Source organism: Enterobacter sp. Tr-810, assembly GCF_011752765.1.
GTDB lineage: Bacteria > Pseudomonadota > Gammaproteobacteria > Enterobacterales > Enterobacteriaceae > Enterobacter > Enterobacter soli.
In genome coordinates this window covers 1-524 of sequence record NZ_VWWW01000019.1, presented here as the reverse complement: position 1 = coordinate 524, position 524 = coordinate 1, and the positions used below count along the sequence as shown (strand labels likewise).

1 tRNA gene and 2 rRNA genes are annotated in these 524 nt (G+C 48.7%); all 3 read left to right on the top strand.

From position 1 onward, the window contains the following. A 16S ribosomal RNA gene (locus F3J30_RS22480) occupies positions 1-78 on the top strand; the annotation flags it as partial. 86 nt (positions 79-164) lie between these two features. Beyond that, positions 165-240: transfer RNA gene (locus F3J30_RS22475), tRNA-Glu, on the top strand. A 192-nt stretch (positions 241-432) separates the two neighbouring features. Beyond that, positions 433-524: ribosomal RNA gene (locus F3J30_RS22470) — 23S ribosomal RNA — on the top strand; the annotation flags it as partial.

Here is a 524-nt window from a genome sequence, read left to right as displayed (position 1 = left end):
ACCACTTTGTGATTCATGACTGGGGTGAAGTCGTAACAAGGTAACCGTAGGGGAACCTGCGGTTGGATCACCTCCTTACCTTAAAGAACCTGCCTTTGTAGTGCTCACACAGATTGTCTGATGAAAAGTAAATAGCAAGGCGTCTTGCCGAAGCAGACTTCAGTGTCCCCTTCGTCTAGAGGCCCAGGACACCGCCCTTTCACGGCGGTAACAGGGGTTCGAATCCCCTAGGGGACGCCACTTGCTGGTTTGTGAGTGAAAGTCGCCGACCCCCGTATCTCAAAACTGACTTTCGAGTCACGTTTGAGATATTTGCTCTTTAAAAATCTGGATCAAGCTGAAAATTGAAACGACACATCTTAATGGTGTGTTCGAGTCTCTCAAATTTTCGCAATTTGATGATGAATCGAAAGAAACATCTTCGGGTTGTGAGGTTAAGCGACTAAGCGTACACGGTGGATGCCCTGGCAGTCAGAGGCGATGAAGGACGTGCTAATCTGCGAAAAGCGCCGGCGAGGTGATAT